We start from the raw sequence: 18,218 nt of genomic DNA on the forward strand, positions 1-18,218 counted from the left end.
TCGTCGCCATGCTCGGCGGCTTCCTCGCGCGCAAAGGCGACGGCGAGCCTGGCGTCAAAACCATCTGGCAAGGCATGCAGCGAGTGGTGGACTTCGCTGCTGGCATCAGATACGTACGCGAGCTTGAGCATCAGACTTGTGTGTAATGGAATGCATTGTACGGGGTCAACGGTCAGATGACGGAATACGCGACATTTAACGCCAGCGGTTACAAGACCCAGGACATCTTCTATACAAACGGCAAGGCGACGCAGCAATACAACTTTAATCTCGACAAGAGCTATACCAAGTACGACTTCAGTGTGGATGGCACGCAGACGGCAACATTGGTTGGTGTCAATGGGCAAGTGACGGAATATGCGAAGTTCAACGCCAGCGGTTTTATGACGCAAGACATATTTTTCGGCGCGGACCAAAAAACTACGAAACAGTTGGACTTCAACTTGGACGGCAGCTACGCCTCTCACGCGTTCAACAGCGACGGCAGTCAGTTCGCAGCACTCTTCGGCACTAACGGCCTGATAACCGAATATGCGACCTTCAGTGCCAGCGGTTTCAAGACACAGGATATCTTGTACACGAATGGCAAGGCGACGAAACAGTACGATTTTTCAGTCGATAACAGCTACATTTCGCACAGTTTTGACGGAGCGAAGGAATATATCGCTCTTTTTGGTTCTAACCACATTATTTACGACTACTATCAGTACTCACAAAACTGGCTCTTTGAGCGCGACTTGTTTGATGGAATCGGTCGGCAAATCGAGGCAGACCGATTCAATACTTCTGGCCAACTGAGCGGTTTCACGAAGTATACGTATAACAATGATGGTTCGTATTGGTCGAACAATTACAGTACAACCGGTCAAATGACGGCGCAGACGAAATTTACAGGTGACGGAGCTGTGATCCAGAACAACAGTATCTATATCCCCGGCAACGGCTATGGCTTCCCTATCGCCAATGCCGGCTGGAGTTTCCAGATTTGAACTGAAGCAACGCCGACAAACTGACTGTCCTTTCTGCGAGAAGTCAGTTGTCCTGCGAATATCGCGACGGTGCCGGTTGGACTGTCGAACTGGTTCTTCGATGTCGTGAAGCCGGCACCATACCCATTAATCACCCCGTATTGCGCAACCCCGCTGCAATCCCGTTGATCGTCAAATGAATCCCCCGCCCGAGCCGCACGTTGTCATCCCCCGCTCGATGGCGTTTCAGCAACTCCACCTGCAAGTGATTCAGCGGATCGAGATACGGGAAGCGGTTTTTAATCGACCGGGCCAGCAGCGGATTATTCGCCAGCCGCTCAGTATTCCCTGTGATCTCCGACAACACGTTCGACGTCCGCTCCCATTCCGCCACGATCCGGCCGAACACGTGCTTGCGAAGTTTTTTATCGGTGACGAGTTGCGCATAACGCGATGCCACTGCGATATCCGTCTTCGCCAGCACCATGTCCATGTTCGACAGCAAATTCGCGAAGAACGGCCAGGTCTTGTGCATTTTCTTGAGCGTGCCGAGACGGCGCGCGCGCTCGGCGGCATCGGTCGACGCATCCAGGAACTCGGTCACCGCGCTGCCGAAGCCATACCAGCCCGTGAGAAGCAGGCGGCACTGGCCCCACGAGAAGCCCCACGGAATCGCCCGCAGGTCTTCGATCTTGCGCTGCTTCGGATCCTGCAGTTTTCGCGATGCGGGCCGGCTGCCGATGTTCAATTCTGCAATCTCCGAGATCGGCGTCGATTCGAAGAAATACTCCTTGAAGCCGGGTGTTTCATAAACCAGCGCGCGATACGCAGCCATGGCCGAATCCGACAAGGTCTGCATGGTGGCTTCGAACAGCGGCAATTGCGCCGGCGTGTTTTCGTGCGGCAGAAGCGACGCTTCGAGCGTCGCGGCAACCACGAGTTCGAGATTGCGGCGCCCGATCTCCGCGTTACCGAACTTGCTCGCGATCACTTCGCCTTGCTCGGTCGTACGAATCTGGCCGTCGACGGTACCCGGCGGCTGCGACAAGATTGCCTGGTAGGTCGGGCCACCTCCGCGTCCGACCGTACCCCCGCGACCGTGAAAGAGCCGCAGCGTGGTCCTGTGCTGCTTGAACAACGCCACCAGCGCCAGTTCCGCCCTGTACAGTTCCCAGTTCGACGTGAGAAAGCCGCCGTCCTTGTTGCTGTCGGAGTAGCCGAGCATCACTTCCTGCTCGCCGCCTTGCAGTTCGACAAGCTTGTCCACACCCGGCAGCGCGAAAAAATCGCCCATGATGTGCGGCGCATTGCGCAAGTCGGCGATGGTTTCGAACAGGGGAATCACCATCAGGCCATCGTGCGCGGGGTCTTTGGCATGTCCGAGCCGTCCCTGCAGCAAGCCCGTTTCCTTCTGCAACAGCATCACTTCCAGCAAATCGCTCACTGTTTCCGTGTGCGAAATGATGTAGTTGCGCACCGCGCGCGTACCAAATTTCTCACGCGTCACGCGTGCCGTTTCCAGCACGCCGAGTTCGCTCTTGGCCAGATCGGAATAGTCGAAATAGGGCAGGCGCAGCGGCCGCGGTTGTGCGAGCTCGCTCAGCAGCAACGCGATCTTGTCGGCTTCCGGCAGCGCTGCGTAATCGTCCTGGACGCCCGCTCGCGCGAGCAGTTCCGCGATCACCGCTTCGTGGATATCCGAGCTTTGACGCAAGTCGATGCTCGCCAGATGGAAGCCGAACACTTCTGCGGCACGCGCCAATGGCGACAGCCGCGGCGCCGACAAATACTCACCATGATGCGAGGCCAGCGATTCGATCAGCACATTCAGGTCGGCGCCGAATTCTGCCGCCGATGAATACGGTTTCGCTGGATGGCGGCTACGCGCCGCGACCAAGCCGCGCCCGAGCCGCTCGTCGGCGCTCGCCACCAGCCGTGCATACACGCCGATCAACGCGCGCCGGTAAGGTTCATCGATACGATGCGGCGACGAATCCGGCGAAGCATCGGCGAGTGTCTTCAGCGCGTCGCTTGCGCCGGCCAGCAAATGCGACACCGACAACTCCGCGCCCAGCTTGTGAACCTGCTCGAGATAATGTTCGAAGATCACCGTGGCTTGCCGCGTGATGGCGTGCACGAGCGTGGGCGCGGTGACGTTGGGGTTCCCGTCGCGATCCCCGCCAATCCAGCTACCCATTTGCAGGAACGGCGGCAGGCGAGCGGGTAGGCCATGCTCGGCCAGCGCAGCTTCAATGTCGGCGTAAAGCGCGGGGATTTCTTCGAGAAACGTCGCGTGGTAGTACGAGAGCGCGTTTTCGATTTCATCGGCGACAGTCAGGCGGGCGTCGCGCAACATCCGCGTTTGCCAGAGCGACGTCACGCGCGAGCGCAGCATGGCCTCGTTGTGCGCCCGTTCGCGCGCGGTCAGCTCCTGATCGCGCTCGGCCAAGAGCCGTGCGACCTGGTGCTGCGCATCCAGAATGCTCTTGCGCGAGACTTCAGTCGGGTGAGCGGTCAGCACGGGAACGATGAGCGCGTTATCGAAGAATTTCTGCAACGTAGCCTTCGCCGATTTCGCATTCTTCGCATTCGGGCTCGCCTTCAGGCGTTCGATGGCATAGGCCATCGTGCCTGGCTGCGGGGTGGAACCGGCGAGCGCATGTATCCGCCTGCGCCGGTTGTGATGCCGGTCTTCCGCGATGTTCGCGAGATGCGAGAAGTAGCTGAACGCGCGCACGACGCTTACCGTCTGCTCGGGCGATAGCGATTTCAAGCGCTTTTCAAGGGTCTGCGACGCCTCGTTGTCTTCTTCGCGACGAAATTTCACAGCCGTCTGGCGAATCGTTTCCACGACAGCGAACACCTCGTCGCCTTCCTGCTCGCGCACCACGTCGCCGAGCAGGCGGCCGAGATAGCGGATGTCTTCGAAGAGCGGATGGTCCTTGTTGTCGCGCGCGCGCGAGGGGGCTTTGGGGGCTTTGCCGTTCTTCACGATTTCCGCGGGCGCGGGGGACACGGAAGCGGCAGCGGCAGCGCGGCCGTTCGCCACACGTTTGGTTGTCCCGGCCGTAGCCGTTTTCACGGAGACGGCGGTTTTGGACGCCTTGGCGACCGTGGCCGCGCGGCTACGCACGGCGGGCGCCGTGGCGGGCACGGCGGAAGAAGCATCCTTCGATACAGCGTTGCGGCGGGGGCGGGCGTTGCGCGCCGATCCGGGAGACGTCACGTTGAATTCCTCTTGAAAGCCAGAGACAGGATACCGAGGCCGCCGGGCGCCAGAAAAGATGAAAGGGCGCGAGTCCGCCGGCCGGTGCGACGTTCTACTGCTTTGCCATGCATCATTACACCGTGGCGGATGGAACCTTGGATTGCGAAGGTGCCCTGCCGCAGCCACACGATAAAATGCGGGCCCCGGCGATGCCGCATGATGCGGCACACCTTTGCTGTCTTCGTCCTTCCGCCTCGTCCGAAGCCCGCGCCGTGGCGTTCGGGCACGGGGTCCGACTGTAATTGGGCAATGGCGTGCGTGCTACCATTGTTTGTTATCCATCCCGTCATCCGATTGACTTGCAATGAACTCCGAGACGCCTCCCACGCCACCGCCCGACACTCTGGTCATTGCCTCGCGGGAAAGCCGTCTAGCCATGTGGCAGGCTGAGCACGTGCGGTTTGCGCTGCACAAATTATATCCATCTTGCGACGTCAGAATCCTCGGAATGACGACACGCGGTGATCAGATTCTCGACCGGACCTTGTCGAAGGTCGGCGGCAAGGGCCTGTTCGTCAAGGAGCTGGAAGCTGCGCTGGCCGACGGCCGCGCAGACCTGGCCGTGCATTCGCTGAAAGACGTGCCCATGGAACTGCCTGACGGTTTCACGCTGAGCACGATTCTCGAGCGCGAAGATCCCCGCGATGCCTTCGTCTCGCCTCACTATGCATCGCTCTCTGAACTGCCTGAAGGCAGCATCGTGGGGACGTCCAGCCTGCGCCGCGAAGCCATGTTGCGCATGCAGTTCCCTCATCTCGACGTCCGTCCGTTACGCGGCAACCTCGATACCCGTCTAGGCAAACTTGATCGCGGTGATTACGCGGCAATCATCCTTGCCGCCGCCGGGTTGAAACGCCTCGGCCTCGAGTCACGGATTCGTGCCAGTTTGCCGGTCGAAATCAGTCTGCCGGCGGCAGGGCAAGGCGCACTGGGTATCGAGATCCGCTCCGGCCGCGACGAACTCGCGGCGTGGCTCGCGCCTTTGCACCATGAGGCGACGGCCGCCGCCGTCGAAGCCGAACGAATGGTGTCGCGCTCGCTCGGCGGCAGTTGTGAAGTGCCGCTCGCGGCCTATGCCGACTGGCGCGACGGCGTGCTGCATCTGCGCGGTTGTGTATCGACTGTCGACGGCACGCGGGTCCTGCGCGCCGAAGGCTCGGCCACGGCCGCCGACGGCGCCGACCTGCAGGCCGCGCTGGATCTCGGCAGCCGCGTCTCGGCCGAACTCGAAGCGCAGGGCGCAATGGACATCGTCCGGGAGTTGAGCACCGCGAGCGGCGTGCGTATTCCCCCCGCTGCGTCGCCTGCAGACTAATGGCGAGCGCTCAAGGATCTGCCCATTCGTCGGCGCAAGGGCCAACCCAACCGCCAATGCAGCGCCCCGCTGTTGTCGTCACGCGCCCTTTGGGCCAGTCGGCCGCGTTGCTGGCGTTGCTTGCGCGCGCTGGTTTCGAGTCGATCGAGTTTCCGCTCATCGATATCGGCCCGGTGGCGGATGCAGCGCCGCTGCACGCCGCGTTCGGCGAACTGTATGCACCCGCTGAGCTTGGCTTTGCATTGGTGGTGTTCGTTTCGCCGAATGCTATCGATCACGCTTTTGCCGCGCTCAGTTCCGCATGGCCCTCGCACGTTGCGATTGGCGTGGTCGGTCCCGGCAGCGTGGCTGCGCTCGCGCGGCAAGGCGTGGCGCCCCCGGCCTATACGATCATCAGCCCGGCGGCTGGTGCAGCGGTGACCGAAACACCCACGGACCCCCGTTACGATTCCGAGGCGTTGTATGCGGCTATCGAAGCGCATGTCGGCCCCGATGGTCTCAAGGACAAACGGGTACTGATCGTGCGCGGCGACGGTGGCCGCGAATGGCTGGCTGACGCGCTCAGCGCAGCGGGCGCGAAAGTGGAGAAGGTCGCGGCGTATCGGCGGATCGTGCCGGAGCCTTCCATGCTCGACTGGGAACGCATCCATGCATTGCTTGCCGGCGAGCCGCACGCGTGGCTGCTCACGAGCTCGGAAGGCGTGCGCAATCTCGAGGAGCTCGCCCGCGAACATCTCACCGTCGATGAAACCCTCACGCTCAAGCACGCGCCGCTCGTCACGCCGCATCCGCGTATTGCCGAAGCCGCGCGGCAAGCGGGTTTTGATAGGATTATGGTGTCCGGCGCCGGCGATGAGCGTATCGTGCAGGCGCTTGGCGGCATCTTCGCTGCGGCATCGGAACAGACCGCGAAACAACGAGAACCCGAACAAGAATTCGACGCGCAGGTTGCAAAAGCGCAGGAACATGGATACAAGGCCTCGACGGCAGCGCCGTTCGGTCAATCCAGTCAAACCAACCAGGAGCCCGCGCCGACGGATTCCAGGCCGGCTTCAACGCCGGCTCACCAACCGGCTCAATCACGCATGACTGATTCGATCGATTCAAGTAAAACCGCCTCGCAGTCCGCTACGTCGACTCCGTCCTCGTCCTCGTCGTCGAACCCGCCGAACACGCCGTTCACGCCCTACGAGTCTCAGCCAAAACAGCGTGGCGGTGGCTCGGGCACGGCGCTGCTGTGGCTGGTGCTGCTGATTGTCGTGGTGGTCGCGGGCGTGGGCGGTTTCATGCTCAACCGCAAGTTCGATCAGCGCGACGCGCAATTCGCGCAACGTCTGCAAGCGAGCGACACGCAGACGAACGCCTTGCGCGCACAGGCTGATCAGGCTGCCAGCTCCGTGTCCGCCATCAACACGCAGATCATCCAGTTCCAGGGCAAACTCACCGACGCGCAGGCGCAAAGCCAGGCGCTGCAACAGCAATACCAGGATCTGGCGAGTAATCGCGACGACTGGACGCTCGCCGAAGTCGAGCAGATCCTGTCGAGCGCGAGCCAGCAGTTGCAGCTCACCGGCAACGTCCAGCTCGCGCTGTTCGCGCTGCAAAGTGCGGACACGCGCCTGGCCGCCACCACGGGTCCGCAGATCGTGACGATCCGCAAGGCCATCGCGCAGGACATGGACAAGCTGCACGCGACGCCGTCCACCGATCTCACCGGGCTCGCCATCAAGCTCGATACAGCAATCGATCAGATCGACTCCCTGCCGCTGGCGGGCGAAGCGCCGATCACGCCGGCCACCGCCCACGCCGATACCCCGCGCGATACTGCTTCCATCGCGGCCGCGACCGGCCAGCCGGTTTGGAGAGTGTGGTTGCAGCAGATTGCGAGCGGTATCGGGCAGCAGTTGTCGAGCCTGGTGACGGTGCGTCGTATCGATAACGCCGACGCCATGCTCGCGTCGCCCGACCAAGGCTATTTCGTGCGCGAAAACGTGAAACTGCGGTTGTTGTCGGCGCGCTTGTCGCTGTTGTCACGCAGTGAACCTGCGCTCAAGTCGGATCTTCACGCGGCGGACACGGCGCTCGGCCGTTATTTCGATCAGTCGTCGGGCAAGGTCAAGGCGGTTCGTACGCTCTTGCAGCAAGTCGATCAGGCGTCACTCGCGGTCACCGTGCCCGATCTGAACGCGAGTCTTGCGGCGGTCCACCAGTTCAAGCGAGGCGGATGATGACGATGCGCGGACTCATCTGGTTTGTACTGCTGTTCGCAGCGGCTGCGGGCCTGGCGCTCGTTGGCGTCTTCGACGGCGGGCAAGTGCTGCTGGTCATGCCGCCGTATCGGGTGGATATATCGCTGAATCTGTTCGTGGTGGCGCTGGTCGTGTCGTTCATCGTGATCTACACCGTGCTTCGCGCCGTTCGCAGCGTGCTGAAAATGCCGCAGCGGGTGTCGGCGTACCGGACCCGCTCGCGGCTCGCGAAGGCCAACGCCGCGTTGCGCGATGCCATCGGCCATTTGTATGCGGGGCGTTTTTCCAAGGCGGAGAAGTCGGCACGCGATTCCCTGATCGCCGATGAAAACGCGGGTGCCGCTGGGTTGATCGGCGCGAAGGCGGCGCATGAGATGAACGAGTACGCGCGTCGCGACGAATGGCTCGCCAAGGTGCAGGAGAGCGACTGGCAAGACGCCCGTCTGATGGCCACGGCCGACATGCGCGCCGATGGCCGCGATGCGGACGGCGCGCTGGTAGCGCTGACCGAGATGCAGGCGCAGGGCGGCCGGCGGCTGCATGCGCAGCAGATTGCGTTGCGCGCGCAGCAGCAGTTGAAGAACTGGGGCGAAGTGCTGAAGCTGGTCAAGACACTGGAGAAACGCGAGGCGCTGCATCCGGCGGTCGCGGTGCGCTTGCGTCAGGTTGCATCGGAGAATTTGCTGCGCGACCGGCGACATAACCCGGACGCGTTGCTGGAGTTCTGGCAGTCGTTGTCGGCAACCGAGCGGCAATCGCCTCGGCTGGCCGATCTTGCCGCCGAATTGCTGATCGCGCTGGATAGAAGGAACGACGCGCGCAAGATTGTTGAAGAAGCGTTGAATCACAACTGGGACGCGCGACTGTTGCGGCGGTATCCGGATTGCGCGTCACCGGGCGATGCGTTGCCGTTGATTCAGCGCGCCGAAGCATGGCAGAAGGAGCGCACCGAAGACGCGGACCTGATGTTCACGCTTGGGCGGCTGTGCCTGCATCAGCAGTTGTGGGGCAAGGCGCAAGCGTTCCTGGAATCGGCATTGAAGCTCGCCGATAACGAACCGCTAAAGATTCGCACGCATCGGGCGTTGGCCCGTTTGCACGAACAACTCGGCGATAGCGAAAAGGCGAGCCTGCATTATCGCGAGAGCGCGCTGGCAATGAACGTGGTTTGATTTTTACGGGCTCTGCAAAACCGCGGGCTTCTTCCGTATTCGTACTCGAAAGAAGCCCGCGGTTTTTTATTGCGGCATCGGGCGGCGGCCGACCGCGTTAGTTTTACCTGCCGCTGCGCCCGGATGCGGCACGCTTGGCGCTACCGGCAACGTAGTCAGTGCCGTGTCGGCGGTGGGGGAGAGCAGTGTGTTCAGCGAGAGCACGTCGCTATCGGTCAGGCTGGCCGCGGATGCCTTTAGTTTCAGCGAGTTGATCAGCGTGTCGTAACGCGCTTTCGCGAGATCACGTCGTGCCGAAAAGAGCTGGTCCTGTGCGTTGAGCACATCGATGTTGATCCGCACGCCCACCTGATACCCGAGCAGATTCGATTCAAGCGACGTCCGCGCGGATCGTTCAGCGGTTTCGAGCGCGCGGACCTGTGCAAGTCCACTCGATACCCCCAGAAATGCCTGCCGCGCCGATAACGCCGCCGAACGCCGCGCCGCATCCAGATCCGCTGCGGCCTTGTCTTCCAGCGCCAGTGTCTGGCGCACGCGGCTCTGCGTGGCGCCGCCTTCGTACAGCGGAATAGTGAGCTGTACGCCCACGGTCGCGTTCGTGTAATACGCGCCTTAGTTGCCCAGTTCTGCTGCGGCCGCGGGTACATGCGGCGAGATCGTATTCGCGCCGCTGCCGAAACCGCCGCCGAAATTCCCGGCGAAATTCCCGCCGAAATTCCCGCCGAAATTCCCGCCGAAATTCCCGGCGCCTGCGGCGCCCAGACTGTTTTTTCCGTAGCTCGCGACCAGATCGAGTGTCGGATAATGACTGGCCTGCGCCTTCAATATCTCCCGCTGCGAGTTCGCCACGGCCAGTCGCTTGAGCACGACCTGATAGTTCGCGTCGCGTGCCATGTCGACCCATTGCTGCATGTCGGCGGGAATGGGCGGCGGCAGCGTCACGCCGTGTGCCAGACCATCCACCCGCGTTACCGGATGCCCGACGATCTGCTCCAGTGCAGCCAACTTCACCTCAAGGTCGTTCTGCGCCGCGATTTCCTGTGAAATCGCCTGATCGTATTTTGCCTGGGCTTCATTGGTATCGGTGATGGTCGACTGGCCCACATCGAATGAGCGTTTCGCTGATTCGAGCTGCTCGGCAATCGACGCCTTTTGCGAGCGCACGATTACTACGCTGTCCTGCGCGGAAAGGGCGTCGAAGTACGCCTGGCCGAGCCGCACGATCAGGTCTTGCCGGGCGGCTTCGAACTGCGCCTGCGCGGATGTCTGGGAGATCTGGCCTTGCTGATAACCTTGCCAGCTAGCGACGTTGATGAGCGTTTGCGTCAGCGAAACGACTTAACCGTTGCTGTTTCCCGTCGACGCTGGGAACCCGCCGCCGAGCTCCGTGCGCTGCTCGCTGGCGGTCACTGATGCCGAGAGTTGCGGCAACAACTTCGCGCGGGCTTGGGGCAATTGCTCGCTGTCGGCAGTGAGGCTGGCACGCGCGCTCTGGAGCTGCGCGTCGGTTTCAAGCGCTTCGTCGTAGAGCTGATTGAGACTTACGGCCGAGGCCGGCGAGCATGCAAACCCGGCGCCAATACTGCATGGCGCGAGTTCGAACATCGGGCGCATGGGATTCGTCCGGGACCCGTAAGCGGAAAGGGTAGAACGACTAAACCGACGGCGCGAAAGCGGACGGATCAGTACGTGGGAACGGCCGGGTCGACCTGACGCGACCATGCGTCAATACCGCCAAACAAGTTGAACACCTGCGTAAAGCCGCGGGACTCCAGGAACATGCCAACTTGCGCGCTGCGGGCGCCGTGATGGCAAATGCAGACGATCTGCGCTTCGTCGTCCAGTTCTTCGCTGCGCGCCGGGATATCGCGCATCGGGATGGCGACAATGTTGGCGAGCTTGGCGGTTTCAATTTCCCACGGTTCGCGGACGTCGAGCAGGACAGGGGCGGGACGCGAGGTATCGGCGAGCCATTCGGCCAGTTCGGGTGCGGACAGATTTTGCATGGGATTCCGGTGAAAGTGGTTAGCGACAGCGAGCCGAGCGGCCCGCCGATGCTACCCGCACAAACAAAGACGCAGCTTGCTACGTGACGCTTCGGACTCGCCGCATAGCGCCAAAATTAGCGCAGTGATCAGCGCCAGTGCTACCGCCAGCGCGAGTTCAAACCTGAAATCAGGTCGTGTCAGAACTTGAAGCGCGACGGGTGCACGGCGTTCTTGAGCGGCGGGATCAGTGTTTCGAAAATATCGGCGACGCGGAATTGCTTTTCGTCCACGCGCGTAATGATCTGCGCTTTCATGACCGGCGCGCTGCCGACAAACGCCGCCAGCCGGCCGCCGATCTTCAACTGATCGAGGAATTCCTGCGGCATGACCGGCAGGCCTCCCGAAACGCAGATCACGTCGTAGGGTTCGCCCTCTTTCCAGCCCAGCGCGCCGTCACCGAGCTCGACCAGCGCATTCGACACGCCGTTCGCCGCCAGGTTGTCTGCGGCCAGCTTCGCGAGTTCAGGCTCGATTTCGACGCTGGTGACCGAACGGCCGCGTGCAGCGAGCAACGCCGCCATGTATCCCGAACCAGCGCCGATCTCCAGCACGACTTCGTGTTTTTTCACGGCCAGTTCCTGCAGCACCCGCGCTTCGACTCGCGGAAACAGCATGTGTTGGCCGGCGGGCAGCGGAATTTCGAGATCCGCGAACGCGATATTGCGATACGCGGCCGGAACGAAATTTTCACGCTTGACGATCGACAGCAGGTTCAGGACGTCCTGGTCCAGCACATCCCAGGGACGGATCTGCTGTTCGATCATGTTGAAACGCGCTTGCTCAATATTCATGTTCAGTCTGCAGGTCGATCGACCGTTGGTGTGGAGTTGACGTAACGAGCTAACGTAAATGCAAGTAATTGCAATGCCGGAAATAAGGCCAAAAACGAGGATAGATTGTAGCAAATAGCCGGCGGCTTTCGCTGGCGCGTGTTGGCGGGACCGGCGTCGCGACTGCCGGTCAGTGCGGCAAGCGGACGTCGAGCTTGAGCGTGACCAGCCGTGCGATCAAAATAAATCCGGTCGATGCCAGTACGTTGTACACCCCTTCCAGCCCTAGCCAGTCGAGCCCGAGATAGAGCCAGCAACCCGCGAACGCACACACTGCATACGGGCGAGAGTCGCGCAGGATCAACGGGACCTCGTTGCACAGCACGTCTCGCATGATGCCGCCGAACACCCCCGTCACCACGCCCATCATGGCTGCTACGAACGCGGGCATCTGCGCATCGAGTGCAATTGACGTCCCGGAAATGCTGAACAGGCCCAGTCCGACGGCGTCTGCAATCAGCAACGCGCGCTGATCGAACAGGCGCGTGGTCGTACGCAGCAGGAAAGGCGCAAAGATCGCCATGATGAAGATGACGATCACATAGTCCTGATGCTGGACCCAGTAAAACGGCCGGCGCGACAGCAGCACATCGCGCATCGTGCCGCCGCCAAAAGCAGTGGCGAGCGCCACCAGAAATGCCCCGACAACATCCAGCCGGCGCTTTCTCGCTTCGATCAACCCGGAAATCGCATACGCGAAGATCGCGAACGCCTCCATGATCGAGATGGCCAGCGTGAGCCTCGGATGCACGGTTACGGCCCCTTTCGCTCTGCGTGCCGGTGGTCGGAATCGCGATCTCGGTGAGGCGGGTGATCCCGATCCTGCGGATGACTGTGGTGGTGCGGTGAGCTGCCCGGCTGGAGCAGCACGAGCACGGCGCCCGCGCCGCCGTCGTGCGGCCGCGCCTGACAGAATGCGATCACTTCCTCTTTCTGCACGAGCCACGCGCGCACTTTGCCCTTGAGCACTGGTTCGCGTCCTATCGACCCAAGGCCCTTGCCGTGAATCACGCGCAGGCAGCGCAGTCCGCGTTTCACCGATTCACGGATAAATTCTGACAGTGCCTCACGCGCTTCCTCGCGCCGCATGCCGTGCAGGTCGAGTTGCGCCTGTACGATCCATGCGCCGCGCCGGAGCTTGCGCACCACTTCCTGACGCACGCCGTGGCGGCAGTAGGAGAGGGAGTCGTCGGTATCGAGCAGGCTTTCGGGATCGTATTCGTCGGAGAGGGCTTCGTGCAGGACGGCTTCTTCATCCAGGCGCGTCTGCAATGGCAGCGGTGACGGCGGCACGCGCGGCAGCGTCATGCGGGGCGGGACTTTCAGCGGTTCCACTTCACCGATGGAACGACGGAAAACATCCGCGTCCGCCACGGCTTCCCGCTCGGCCATTACGGCTGCGGCGCGCTGGATCTTGCGTTTGGCCGCAGCGGTCTCAAGCGAGATGCGCAACGCGCCGAGCCCAGCGAGGCCATCGCGTTTCAAGGCCGCCGACACCTCTTCCGGCGTTGGCGCAGCGGCCTTGGGCGGACCGGCGGCGGTATTGGGCGCCGACGCCGACGCCGACGCCGACGCCGACGCGGCATCGCGCTGGCGTTTCAGCCTGGGTTCGTTCGGATGGGGCAGGTTCTTGGGCATTGCACGGCAGAAGAAAATGCACGGCGGCGAAACACGGTTCACGCCGCTTTCGGAAACCCTTTTTAACATGGGACGAGCAAAAAATCGGTGCGCCGGGTATTTTCCTACCCGTTTTGATTCAGCGTCGAGCGTGCTCAAAACGGAAACGCCGGCCGATCCAGAGGATCGCGACCGGCGTTTCTTTGCGCCCCTGCATACCAAAACCGGGCAATACCGAGGCGTGCTCAAGCAGCGCGGAAACTCTTGCTACCTGGGCGCCGCCTCTCCCACCGCTTACCGTTCTGCTTCGGCGCTCATCGAATGCACGGCGGGATTTTCGTCGATGCTTTCAAGATAACGCTGTGCATCGAGTGCGGCCATGCAACCCGTGCCGGCGCTGGTGACAGCCTGGCGATAGATATGATCCTGAACGTCGCCGGCGGCGAACACGCCCGGAATGCTCGTGCCCGTTGCGCCGCCTTGCAGGCCGCCGGTCGTGATGATGTAGCCGTTTTTCATCTCGAGCTGGCCAACGAACAGGTCCGTATTCGGCTTGTGGCCGATCGCAACGAATACGCCCTGCAGCGGTACGTCGCTGGTCGTGCCGGTTTCGGTGCATTTGATGCGCAAGCCGGTCACGCCGGAAGCATCACCCGTGACTTCATCCAAGACGTGGTTCCATTTGATCTCGACCAGGCCTTCTTTTTCCTTCGCGAGCAAGCGGTCGATCAGGATCGGTTCGGCGCGGAACTTGTCGCGACGATGAACCACGGTCACCTTCTTGGCGATACCCGACAGGTACAGCGCCTCTTCCACAGCCGTGTTGCCGCCGCCGATCACGGCGACTTCACCGTTCTTGTAGAAGAATCCGTCGCACGTGGCGCATGCCGACACGCCCTTGCCCATGAACGCTTCTTCCGACGGCACGCCAAGATATTGCGCCGATGCACCCGTTGCAATGATCAGCGAGTCGCAGGTGTACTCACCCGAGTCGCCAATCAGGCGGATAGGCCGCTCGGTCAGCTTGGCGGTGTGGATGTGATCGAAGACAACTTCAGTGTTGAAGCGCTCGGCGTGTTCCAGCAAACGTTGCATCAGTTCCGGACCTTGCACGCCCAATGGGTCGCCGGGCCAGTTTTCGACGTCGGTAGTCGTCATGAGTTGACCGCCCTGCGCCAGGCCCGTAATAAGCAACGGCGACAGGTTGGCACGCGCCGCGTAGACAGCGGCGGTGTAGCCGGCGGGGCCGGAACCGAGAATCAGCACTTTTGCGTGTTTGGGCGAAGACATGAGAGCAATCCGTTGTGGTTAGGGCCGAATCATTGATCCGCGTTGATCTGCGTTAATCCGATAAATGATTCATATCGACTTGAGCGCGCGGACGGTGGAGAGTCGCTCGTGGCGGCGAACCGCATGCCACGCACTGCTGCCGGTGACCTGTAGTTAGGTGCGAGTTCGCCATTATAAAGGGCGTAAAGAACCCTCGCCGAGTGATCCTTTCAATGACGGTCATAGCACGCTCCAGGGCGCGCACCCTGTAACGCGAGTGTTACAGGGTGAAACTGCAGACCATTTTTCCTAGATCATCGCAACGCAGCGTTTACAATGCGTCATTAAACCTGTCGACCCGACGCACCCCGTGCAGCGGGTCAGAACGCCTTACGGATCAATGGCAAAAGCTACCTATTCTGCAAGCGCGCAGGCGTTGCCGCACCGCATGTCGCGCCTTTTCACCGAGATTCGATGGATCTTGCAGGTCGCGCTCGGCGTGTTCCTGCTCATGGCGCTGGTGAGCTACAGCCGCCACGATCCAAGCTGGACCCATGCCGCCCAAGTCGACCAGATCGCCAACTGGGCCGGTCGCGTGGGCGCGTGGACAGCCGATATCCTGCTGCTTTTGTTCGGGCTGTCGGCTTATTGGTGGGTCGTGCTGCTGGTGCGGCGGATCATCGCGAACTATCAGCGGATCACGAATCATGAAGCGGCTGACGAAGCGCCATCGAAAGATCGCACCTGGCTGGCCGAGGCATTCGCGTTCGTGCTGGTGCTGGCTTCCAGCGACGGTCTCGAAGCGTTGCGGATGTGGTCGCTCAAGGTGCAGATGCCACGTCAATATGCATCGGGCGGCGTGGTCGGCGAAGCGATTGCGCATGGTGTTTCCCACGCGTTAGGTTTTACCGGCGCTACGCTTTTCCTGCTGATCGCGCTGGCGATCGGTTTGTCGCTGTATTTCAACTTCTCCTGGCTGTCAGTCTGCGAAAAAACCGGCGACGCCATCATGGTCACGATCACCGGCGCGAGAATGCGCCGCGAAGCAGGCCGCGACCGCAAGCTGGGTGAAGTGGCGGCTGAGAAGCGCGAAGGCAAGGTCGTGCGCGGGCGCGTGAAGATCGAGGAGCAGGAGCCGGTGATGATTGTGCCGCCGGCCGCGCCGGTTAAATCGGCGCGTGTAGAGAAGGAAAAGCAGGTGCCGCTTTTCACCGATCTCCCCGGGGATTCCACGCTGCCGCCGCTGGCTCTGCTCGACGCCGCGCCCGAAGTGAAGGAAACCATTTCCGCCGATACGCTCGAATACACGTCTCGGCTGATCGAGAAAAAGCTCAAGGATTTCGGCGTGGAAGTGGCCGTGGTTGCCGCGTACCCGGGTCCTGTCGTGACGCGCTACGAAATCGAGCCGGCAACTGGAGTGAAAGGCTCTCAGATCGTCGGGCTGGCGAAGGATCTGGCGCGCTCGTTGTCGCTTGTCTCCATTCGGGTGGTCGAGACCATTCCGGGCAAGAATTTCATGGCGCTGGAATTGCCGAATCAGCGCCGTCAGACCGTGCGCCTGTCCGAGATCCTCGGTTCGCAGGTTTATGCCGATGCCGCTTCGCCCCTGACCATGGGGCTCGGCAAGGATATTGGCGGGAAGCCGATATGCGCCGACCTCGCGAAGATGCCCCACCTGCTGGTGGCGGGGACCACGGGCTCGGGCAAGTCGGTGGGTATCAACGCGATGATCCTGTCGCTGTTGTACAAAGCCACGGCTGACGAAGTACGCATGATTCTCATCGACCCGAAGATGCTCGAAATGAGTGTCTACGAAGGCATTCCGCATCTGCTCTGTCCGGTCGTCACCGACATGCGCCAGGCCGGCAACGCGCTCAACTGGGCGGTGGCCGAGATGGAACGCCGCTACAAGCTGATGAGCAAGATGGGCGTGCGTAATCTTGCGGGCTTCAACAACAAGATTGACGAAGCCACCAAGCGCGACGAGAAGATCCCTAATCCGTTCAGCCTGACGCCGGATGAGCCGGAACCGCTTAACCGCTTGCCGACCATCGTGGTCGTGATCGACGAACTCGCCGACCTGATGATGGTGGTCGGCAAGAAGGTGGAAGAGCTGATCGCGCGGATCGCGCAGAAAGCACGGGCGGCCGGGATTCACCTGATTCTCGCCACGCAGCGGCCCTCGGTGGACGTGATCACCGGTTTGATCAAGGCCAACGTGCCCACGCGGATGGCTTTCCAGGTGTCGTCGAAGATCGACTCGCGGACCATCCTCGACCAGCAGGGCGCGGAATCCTTGCTCGGCATGGGCGACATGCTGTATCTGCCGCCGGGCTCAGGGTTGCCGGTGCGTGTCCACGGCGCGTTTGTGTCGGATGAGGAAGTGCATCGCGTGGTCGCGAAGCTGAAGGAGCAGGGCGAGCCAAACTACATCGAGGGCGTTCTTGAAGGCGGTGTGCTGGGCGATGGCGAGGACGGCGCGCCGGGCGGCGCAGGCGCGGGCGGAGAAGGCGAAGCCGATCCGCTCTACGACCAGGCCGTCGAAATCGTGATCAAGAACCGCCGCGCGTCGATCTCGCTCGTGCAGCGGCATCTGCGGATCGGTTATAACCGGGCAGCACGGCTGCTCGAACAAATGGAAAATTCGGGACTTGTTTCGTCGATGTCCTCGAACGGCAATCGCGAAATCCTCACGCCGGCGCGTGAAGCCGAATAAGGTTATCTGGAGAGTTTTTATATGCAGTCAGTTTTGGGATCGGCGTTGAGATCGGCTATGAAATATCAAAACCGGACGATAAAAGCCGTCGTTTTTGGCGCGTCCATGCTGTTGGCGTCGCAGGCTTTCGCAAGCGGTACCGAGCAACTGAAGGCGTTTATCGCGCAGGTTCACGCGGCGCATGGCGACTTCGTCCAGCGTGAGGTGAAGGCGCCGAGTAAAGCGGCGGCATCGGCTACGCAAGGCATGGCGTCGCGGCTCGGTGGCACGTCGAGCGGCACGTTCACGTTCGCGCGGCCGGGCAAGTTCATCTGGTCGTACGACAAACCCTACGCGCAGGTGTTGCAGGCGGACGGCGACAAGCTCTACGTCTACGACAAAGACTTGAACCAGGTCACCATCCGGCCGTTAGGCAACGCGCTGGGCGCGAGTCCGGCCGCGATTCTCTTCGGCAGCAACGACCTCGACAAGAATTTCACGTCGCGCGATGCGGGCGTGAAGGATGGCATCGACTGGCTGGAACTGACTCCGAAAGCGCAGGACACGCAATTCCAGCAGGTTGGTATTGGTTTCAAGAACGGCAATCTCGAAGCGATGGAATTGCATGACGTGTTCGGCAATGTCACCTTGTTGACGTTCTCGAATATCGAAAAGAATCCGCCGCTGAAAGCCGATCAGTTCAAGTTCATCGTGCCGAAGGGCGCGGACGTGATCAACGGCTGACGCAGCGCAGGCGGCTCAGCAGAGCCTACCCAGCACAAGCTGC

At 61.5% G+C, this 18,218-nt stretch carries 14 protein-coding genes and 1 pseudogene; 7 read left to right on the plus strand and 8 right to left on the minus strand.

The window, feature by feature from the left end; all coding sequences use genetic code 11:
* Positions 1 to 146, plus strand: a 146-nt coding sequence (locus BSU04_RS42360; protein ID WP_306299672.1) for an IS4 family transposase, incomplete at its 5' end; no start/stop codon positions are given.
* 30 nt (positions 147 to 176) lie between these two features.
* Positions 177 to 989, plus strand: coding sequence for a hypothetical protein (locus tag BSU04_RS42365; RefSeq protein WP_089166156.1), 813 nt, complete (start codon positions 177 to 179; stop codon positions 987 to 989).
* A gap of 130 nt (positions 990 to 1,119) precedes the next feature.
* Here the strand turns inward: BSU04_RS42365 and ppc are convergent, their stop codons facing one another.
* Entirely contained in the window at positions 1,120 to 4,194 is a 3,075-nt protein-coding gene (gene ppc / locus BSU04_RS42370) for a phosphoenolpyruvate carboxylase (protein WP_089166157.1), read from the minus strand.
* Positions 4,195 to 4,540: 346 nt separating this feature from the next.
* On the opposite strand from ppc, the gene hemC reads away from it, so the two are divergent.
* The 3 genes from hemC to BSU04_RS42385 are packed head-to-tail and all read left to right on the plus strand — an operon-like array spanning position 4,541 to position 8,972.
* Entirely contained in the window at positions 4,541 to 5,551 is a 1,011-nt protein-coding gene (gene hemC / locus BSU04_RS42375) for a hydroxymethylbilane synthase (protein WP_089166158.1), read from the plus strand.
* A 56-nt stretch (positions 5,552 to 5,607) separates the two neighbouring features.
* Positions 5,608 to 7,779 (plus strand): fused uroporphyrinogen-III synthase HemD/membrane protein HemX, encoded by a 2,172-nt coding sequence (gene hemDX, locus BSU04_RS42380; RefSeq protein ID WP_089166159.1) that lies wholly within the window; start codon positions 5,608 to 5,610, stop codon positions 7,777 to 7,779.
* Positions 7,779 to 8,972, plus strand: coding sequence for a heme biosynthesis protein HemY (locus BSU04_RS42385; protein ID WP_179258626.1), 1,194 nt, complete (start codon positions 7,779 to 7,781; stop codon positions 8,970 to 8,972). The genes hemDX and BSU04_RS42385 overlap by 1 nt, the downstream gene beginning before the upstream one ends.
* Positions 8,973 to 9,038: 66 nt before the next feature.
* Here the strand turns inward: BSU04_RS42385 and BSU04_RS49075 are convergent, their stop codons facing one another.
* The 7 genes and pseudogenes from BSU04_RS49075 to trxB form a co-directional block, all read right to left on the minus strand.
* On the minus strand, positions 9,039 to 9,560 hold the full coding sequence (locus BSU04_RS49075) for a TolC family protein (protein WP_089166161.1): 522 nt from the start codon (positions 9,558 to 9,560) through the stop codon (positions 9,039 to 9,041).
* Between the two features lie 24 nt (positions 9,561 to 9,584).
* Positions 9,585 to 10,694 (minus strand): annotated as a pseudogene (locus tag BSU04_RS48415) (TolC family protein).
* On the minus strand, positions 10,655 to 10,978 hold the full coding sequence (locus tag BSU04_RS42405) for a rhodanese-like domain-containing protein (protein WP_089166164.1): 324 nt from the start codon (positions 10,976 to 10,978) through the stop codon (positions 10,655 to 10,657). The pseudogene BSU04_RS48415 and the gene BSU04_RS42405 overlap by 40 nt, the downstream one beginning before the upstream one ends.
* Positions 10,979 to 11,157: 179 nt before the next feature.
* A complete protein-coding gene (locus BSU04_RS42410) occupies positions 11,158 to 11,811 on the minus strand; it encodes a protein-L-isoaspartate O-methyltransferase family protein (protein ID WP_089166165.1) in 654 nt (217 codons plus the stop codon).
* Between the two features lie 169 nt (positions 11,812 to 11,980).
* Positions 11,981 to 12,601, minus strand: coding sequence for a trimeric intracellular cation channel family protein (locus BSU04_RS42415; protein ID WP_089166166.1), 621 nt, complete (start codon positions 12,599 to 12,601; stop codon positions 11,981 to 11,983).
* 2 nt (positions 12,602 to 12,603) lie between these two features.
* Entirely contained in the window at positions 12,604 to 13,488 is an 885-nt protein-coding gene (locus BSU04_RS42420) for a Smr/MutS family protein (RefSeq protein WP_089166235.1), read from the minus strand.
* Between the two features lie 273 nt (positions 13,489 to 13,761).
* Positions 13,762 to 14,757, minus strand: a complete 996-nt coding sequence (trxB, locus tag BSU04_RS42425; protein ID WP_089166167.1) for a thioredoxin-disulfide reductase — start codon at positions 14,755 to 14,757, stop codon at positions 13,762 to 13,764.
* Positions 14,758 to 15,136: 379 nt separating this feature from the next.
* Between trxB and BSU04_RS42430 the strand changes: the two genes are divergently transcribed.
* Both BSU04_RS42430 and lolA read left to right on the plus strand, forming a co-directional pair.
* The gene (locus tag BSU04_RS42430) at positions 15,137 to 17,452 is read left to right on the plus strand and encodes a DNA translocase FtsK (protein WP_089166168.1); all 2,316 of its coding nucleotides are present in this window, start codon (positions 15,137 to 15,139) and stop codon (positions 17,450 to 17,452) included.
* Positions 17,453 to 17,509: 57 nt separating this feature from the next.
* Positions 17,510 to 18,175: an outer membrane lipoprotein chaperone LolA gene (gene lolA, locus BSU04_RS42435; RefSeq protein ID WP_179258624.1), complete on the plus strand. Its 666-nt coding sequence runs from the start codon at positions 17,510 to 17,512 to the stop codon at positions 18,173 to 18,175.
* Positions 18,176 to 18,218 lie beyond the last annotated feature (43 nt).

Origin of the sequence: Caballeronia sordidicola, assembly GCF_002220365.1 — a bacterium.
GTDB lineage: Bacteria > Pseudomonadota > Gammaproteobacteria > Burkholderiales > Burkholderiaceae > Caballeronia > Caballeronia sordidicola_C.